The sequence below is a fragment of the Halomonas sp. TH-94 genome (assembly GCF_057473365.1).
On the sequence record NZ_JBYCKL010000110.1, the window covers coordinates 48,800 to 55,152 of the forward strand.

At 67.8% G+C, this 6,353-nt stretch carries 4 protein-coding genes and 1 pseudogene; 3 read left to right on the plus strand and 2 right to left on the minus strand.

The genetic code is table 11. The features are described from left to right. Nucleotides 1–23: 23 nt before the first annotated feature. Together AC2VNO_RS18855 and AC2VNO_RS18860 are read right to left on the minus strand one after the other, a co-directional pair. The gene (locus AC2VNO_RS18855; protein ID WP_486935572.1) at nt 24–1,064 is read right to left on the minus strand and encodes a CmpA/NrtA family ABC transporter substrate-binding protein; all 1,041 of its coding nucleotides are present in this window, start codon (nt 1,062–1,064) and stop codon (nt 24–26) included. Next, nucleotides 1,061–1,693, minus strand: a complete 633-nt coding sequence (locus tag AC2VNO_RS18860) for an ANTAR domain-containing response regulator (RefSeq protein WP_486935573.1) — start codon at nt 1,691–1,693, stop codon at nt 1,061–1,063. Before AC2VNO_RS18860 ends, AC2VNO_RS18855 begins: the two co-directional genes overlap by 4 nt. 455 nt (nt 1,694–2,148) lie before the next feature. Between AC2VNO_RS18860 and AC2VNO_RS18865 the strand changes: the two genes are divergently transcribed. The 3 genes and pseudogenes from AC2VNO_RS18865 to AC2VNO_RS18875 form a co-directional block, all read left to right on the plus strand. Next, nucleotides 2,149–4,896 (plus strand): nitrate reductase, encoded by a 2,748-nt coding sequence (locus AC2VNO_RS18865; RefSeq protein ID WP_486935574.1) that lies wholly within the window; start codon nt 2,149–2,151, stop codon nt 4,894–4,896. Next, nucleotides 4,856–5,806, plus strand: a complete 951-nt coding sequence (cobA, locus tag AC2VNO_RS18870) for a uroporphyrinogen-III C-methyltransferase (RefSeq protein ID WP_486935575.1) — start codon at nt 4,856–4,858, stop codon at nt 5,804–5,806. Before AC2VNO_RS18865 ends, cobA begins: the two co-directional genes overlap by 41 nt. A gap of 394 nt (nt 5,807–6,200) precedes the next feature. Further along, a pseudogene (locus tag AC2VNO_RS18875) lies at nt 6,201–6,353 on the plus strand (formate/nitrite transporter family protein); the annotation flags it as partial.

The window sequence follows — 6,353 nt, forward strand, 5'->3', positions numbered from 1 at the left end:
TGAGCGACCGCCGGCCGTGCACATCAATGGTGCGTTGCGGCATCGAAATGCACAGGGCTGTAGCACGCGGCAAGCTGGCCGGGTTCGAAGCGGCCGCCCTGGGCTTCCAGCTGGCGGGCGATGGGCTCGGCGAAATGCAGCGCGTCCTGCGGAGTGGGCCGCAGCATGCCGGAGCCGTAGATACGCTGACGGATCGGTTCGGCATCGAACTCGAGCGTCGGCAAGTGGCGCACCGAGCGGTCGAGGTAGGGGGGCAGGGCAAGCCACTCCAATGCCTGGCGCCGGTTATCCGGCGAGGCGGAAAGCCATTCGCTGGCGGCGACCAGGGCACGCATCATGGCTGCGAGGGTAGCGGGGCAGTGCTCGGCCCAGGAGCGGGTCACGCCGAGCACCTTTTCCGGGTGGTCGGGCCACAGCTGCGCACTGGTGGCCACCAGCTTCCCGCTACCGCAGTGCCGGGCGAGAGTGCCCCAGGGCTCGCCGGCGCAGAAGCCGTCGATCTGCCCATCGCGCAGCGCTTCCACCATGCGCGGCGGCGGCAGGGCCACCAGCTCCACGTCGCGCTCCGGGGCGATGTCACCCAGAGTGAGCCATTCGCGCAGCTGGTAGTGCTGGCACGAATAGGGGTAGACCATGGCCAGGCGTGGGCGCTTGCCTCTGCCCGGGCCGCGCAGCCACTCGCCCAAGGCCAGAGCGCTTCGGGCCGGGGCGTCGGTGAGTTCGGCGCCGCAGGCCTCGCTCAGCGTGGTGGAGAGGGTCACGGTATTGCCGTTGCGGCTGAGCAGCAGCGGGGCCAAAGTGTCGCAGGGCGCGCGTCCCAGCCCCAGGCTCATGGCCAGGGGCATGGGCGCGAGCATCTGGGCGCCGTCGAGCAGGCCGGCGGCTACCTTGTCGCGCAGGGTGGCCCAGGCGTTCTCCCGGGAGAGGTTCACGTCGAGCCCTTCTGCGGCGAAGCAGCCGCGTTCACGGGCGACGATCAACAGTGTGGCATCTAGCAGTGGAACGAAGCCGAGAGTGAGGCGTTCCCGTTCCGGTGGGGTGGCGTGATGGTGCGGGTGACTCATGAGCGGGGACCCCGTTTGTCGGCGGCTCGCCCCTGGGGCGATGTCGGGTTCAGGCGGTCGAGTATGTCGATGACGCTGTCGGCGACCTCGGCGATACGCTGGCCGCGGTCCATGGCCAGTTTGCGCAGCATGCGGTAGGCCTGCTCCTCATCGCAGTCCTGATGCTTCATCAGCAGACCCTTGGCGCGGTCGATACGCTTGCGCTCGGCCAGTTGGTTGCGCGCCTTGTCCAGCTCCTGGCGCATGCTGTGAAAGGCATCGAAGCGGGCGATGGCCACTTCGACGATGGCCTCGACCCGCTCGGGTACCAGGCCGTCGACAACATAAGCGCTGACCCCGGCCTTGAGCGCGGCCTGCAGCGTGTCGGAGTCGTGCTGGTCGGCGAAGAACACCACCGGCCGCGGGTTCTCGCGATTCAGCAGGGCCATGCTCTCCAGCGTGTCGCGGTCGGGGCTCTCCATGTCGATGATCACCACGTCGGGCTGGTGGCGCTCTACCATTTCGTTGAGGCTGGCAGGGCTTGTCAGCCGACAGATGACCTGATGCCCTTCGGCCATCAGGGCCTCTTCGACCATGGCGGCGCGTACTACCTCGTCGTCGACCAGCAATATATTCAAGGGTGAGGGCATAGGGCGTCGCTCGTCTGGCTGTCGTGGCCGGTTTTGGATGGTCGGCCAAGCTATGTATGCAATCTTAAGCAATAAGTATTCCAGTTGTGCTCGATCGCACGCAGGACGGTGCCTGGCGGCAGGGGGAGGTGAGCGATGGGTGGTACTGAAGGCCCGTTCGTCGGCTTCCCGGCACTAGCCTGGTGCATGGCAGGCGACTGGCGCCGGGTCATGGTGCGTAGCAGCATGGGGCAACGGCAATGCCCGTCAGTGAAAGGTTAGGCATCTGACTGAGGGGTTAGGATTATTCCCTCTGTGGCACGCTTTCTGCTTGATCCAGATCAGGTGAATTTCGATAGGGCGCACCGTTTAGCGCCCGAGCGGCAACGACGCCCGCCAACACGACCCTGTCATCACGACCCCGGGGACGCGTTGGCGGGCGTTGTCGTTTCGAGAGCGTTTCAGAGGAGATCGACATGCACGAGGCACGTACCACTTGCCCCTACTGCGGCGTTGGCTGTGGCGTGGTGACCAGCGTCGAGAACGGCGAGATCGTCGACGTGCAGGGCGATCCGGAGCATCCTGCCAACTTCGGCCGCCTGTGCGTGAAAGGCTCGGCGCTGCACGAGACCCTGGGCAGCCACGGGCGTCTGACCCAGCCCATCGTCGACGGTGTCGAAACCGACTGGGACACGGCACTGGATACGCTGGTAGGGCGCCTGAGGGAAGTCCGCGCGGCGCGGGGCCCCGAGGCCCTGGCCGCCTACCTGTCGGGGCAGCTCCTGACCGAGGACTATTACGTCGCCAACAAGCTGTTCAAGGGCTTTCTCGGCACGCCGCACCTGGATACCAATTCGCGCCTGTGCATGGCTTCGGCGGTGGCGGCCCACAAGCGCGCCTTCGGCGCCGACGCGGTGCCGTGCTGCTACGAGGACCTCGAAGAAGCCGAACTGGTGGTACTGGTAGGCTCCAACCTGGCCTGGAACCACCCGGTGCTCTACCAGCGCCTGAAAGTGGCCAAGCAGCGCAACCCGCTGCTGCGGGTGGTGGTGATCGACCCAAGGGTGACCGATACCTGCGAGCTTGCCGATCTCTATCTGGGGCTCAAGCCGGGTAGCGACGCCCGGCTGTTCACCGGGCTGCTGGCGTGGATGGCCGAGCGCAACAAGCTCGACCGGGTCTATCTGGAGAAGCACACCCAGGGATTCGAGGAGGCCCTTGCCGCGGCGCGGGAGCAGGATGCCGGCGTGGAGGCGATTGCCGCCGACTGCGACGTCGACCCCGAACGCCTGGAAACCTTCTTCTACTGGTTCGCCAGCCACCTGCACGTGGTCACGCTGTTTTCCCAAGGGGTGAACCAGTCGAGCAGCGGCACCGACAAGGGCAACGCCATCATCAACTGCCACCTGGCGGGGGGCAAGATCGGCCTGCCCGGCGCCGGGCCCTTCTCGATCACCGGCCAGCCCAACGCCATGGGTGGGCGCGAGGTAGGGGGGCTGGCCAATCAGCTGGCCGCCCACATGGACTACGACACCCCGGGCGCCCGCGACCGGGTCACCCGCTTCTGGGCTACCGAGCGGCTGGTGCCGTGTCTGCCCGAAGCGCCCGGCTACAAGGCAGTCGAGCTGTTCGAGGCGATCGAGCGCGGCGAGGTGCAGGCGCTGTGGATCATGGCCACCAATCCGGCGGTCAGCCTGCCGCGCTCGGACCGGGTGCGTGCGGCGCTGGCCAAGTGCCCGCTGGTGATCGTCTCCGAGTGCATGGCCGATGCCGATCTGCTGGCCTATGCCGACATCGTGCTGCCGGCCTCGAGCTGGTCGGAGAAGGACGGCACCGTGACCAACTCCGAGCGGCGCATCTCGCGCCAGCGCGGCATCCTGCCGCCGCCGGGCGAGGCCCGGCACGACTGGTGGGCGCTGTGTCAGGTGGCCAGGCGGCTGGGTTTCGGCGAGGCCTTCGCTTATAGCCACCCCAGCGAGATCTTCGACGAACACGCCAGACTCTCGGGTTTCGAAAACGGGGAGGGGCCAGGCGAGAGTCGGCGGTTGTTCGATATCTCTGGTTTGGCCGGGCTCGATCGTGGCGCCTACGATGCGTTGGCGCCCGTCCAGTGGCCGGTCAATGCCGCCGCCCCCCACGGAACCGCACGGCTGTTTGCCGATGGCCGCTTCGCCACGCCCGATGGCCGAGCGCGACTGCTGCCGGTGCGCCCGCGCCCACCGGCACAGGAGCTGGAAGCGGAGCGTCCGCTGCGGCTCAACACCGGGCGCATTCGCGATCAGTGGCACACCATGACCCGCACCGGGCGTGCGCCACGGCTGATGAACCACCGCGCCGAGCCGTTCATCGAAGTCGCCCCGGAAGAGGCCGCTGCGCTGGGCCTCGAGGAGCAGGGGCTGGCCTGCCTGCAAGGTGCCGGCGGTCGCTACGTCGGACGGGTACGAGTATCGCGCGGGCAGCGTCGCGGCGAGGTGTTCGTGCCGATGCACTGGAGCGGGCACTATAGCGGTTCGGCATCCACCGGAGCGCTGATCGATGCCCATGTCGACCCCGTTTCGGGTCAGCCGGAATCCAAGCACGGTGCGGTGGCGCTGGCCCCGCTGGCGGTGGGGTGGGAGGCCACCCTGCTGGTGGCCGACGACCTGGGCGTGGCGGAATCGAGCTGGTGCGAGCGGAGCCGCTACTGGGCGCGAATTCCTCTGGGCGACAGCACGCGCTGGCAGCTGGCCGGCGGCGAAGTCGAGAGCGCTAGGCCGGAGTGGCTGGCCTGGCTCGAGGGGACCCTGCCGGTGGCCCCTACGCTGTGGTGCACCGACCCCGCCGGCGGGCGCCTGCGTGCCGCCGGGGTCGATGAGGCGGGACGGCTGCGCTGGTGGTTCATGTCGGGGCCGCCCAGGGAATTGCCCAACCTTGCCTGGCTTGCCGAGCGCTTTACCGAGGCAGCCTGCGGTGAAGGCGTCGCTGCCGAGCACCGCCGCCGCCTGCTGGCCGGCTGTGACGACGGCGCTGCCAATCAGGGGCCGGTGGTATGCAGCTGCCACCAGGTGGGCCAACGCGCTATCCTAGGAGCCATCCGTGAAGGCGACGACAGCGTCGAGGCGCTGGGCGCCCGGCTGGCCTGTGGCACCCAGTGCGGTAGTTGCGTTCCCGAGCTGAAATCGCTGATCGAAGAGGAGAAGGCCCATGCGCGCCCTGAGCCAACTGAAAACCCTGCTATCGCCTGAGCTTTTTCACAAGCTGCCGTCACCCAAAGCCATGGTGCAGGCGACCTGGTCGCGTCTGCATGGCCTTGGCCATATCGTGCGCTCGCCGTTCGGCGGAACGCGCAGCACCCCGGCACCCACCGTCACCCTGGACGGCGACTGCCGCGCCGGGTGCGTCTATCTGGTGGGGGCGGGCAGCGGCGACGTGGAGCTGCTCACGCTCAAGGCCGCGCGGCTATTGCAGCAGGCCGATGCGGTGGTCTACGACCGCCTGGTGGGCGACGACGTGCTGGCGCTGATTCCCGCCGGCCACGAGCGCTACTACGTGGGCAAGGAGCGCGGTCACCACAGCGTGCCTCAGGCCGAGATCGGCGCGCTGTTGGTGAAGCTGGCCGGGGAAGGCAAGTCGGTAGTGCGGCTCAAGGGCGGCGACCCCGGGGTGTTCGGGCGCATGGGCGAGGAGCTGGCCGCACTGGCCGAGGCCAATATCGACGCCGAGATCGTACCGGGCATCACTGCCGCTTCGGCCGCCGCCGCCGGCATGGGCATTCCGCTCACCGACCGTGCCCACGCCCAGCAGCTGCGTTTCATCACCGCGCAGCTGTGCCGCAAGGATGGCGAGCCCGACTGGGCCACTCTGGCGCGCCAGGACGAGACGCTGATCTTCTACATGGGGCTGACCAAGGTCGACGCCATCTGCACCGGGCTGCGCCGAGCCGGCCTGCCCGACGAATGGCCGATCATGCTGGTGGCCAACGCCAGCTTGCCCGAGCAGGCCTCGCTGGTGGGCACCCTGGCCGACATGCCGGGCAAGCTTGCCGCATCGCCGCTGCCTTCGCCCTGTCTGATCGTGGTCGGCAGCGTGGTGCGCATGACCGAGACGAGCCCTGTGGGAGCGAGGGCAGCCGCAATGTCGACGCCTGCGCACTGACCCGGCGTCGTGCGCCTGATCATGCGCTGCACCAAAGACGAGCAGGCCGGTTGTTTATTGCACCGCAATGATGGCTTGGGCCGTGCTCACATGGGGCAGGCCGCTCACAGGCGCTGCCCCGCCAAGGTGCGTTGCCTCGTGGCAAACGCCCGTGTGGCCTCGGCAAGCAGGCCTCTTTCCCATCCGGCGTTCTGAAACTGGCACGCAACGTGCTTATCAGTGGCAAGGGCCTGTCGATGACGCAGGCGACAGGGTCAACGACGACCGTCGCGCTGCTTGAACCGGCCCTGACATAGTCACGAACACAGGCAAAGGCGCCTGGAGCCGTTCCCCGGTTCCAGGCGCCTTTTCGTTCGTACGCCAGCCACGATCACTATTGCGAGACGTTGACGCCATGTCCTATCTGCTCCCTTCCGAATTCGCGACCAAGATGGTGGACGCCGGTGAGGCCAAGCTCTATATGGCCACGCGGGATGCGCTGCTGCGCTCCTTCATGGCGGGGGCCATCCTGGCTCTGGCCGCCGTGTTCGCCGTGACCATCACCGTA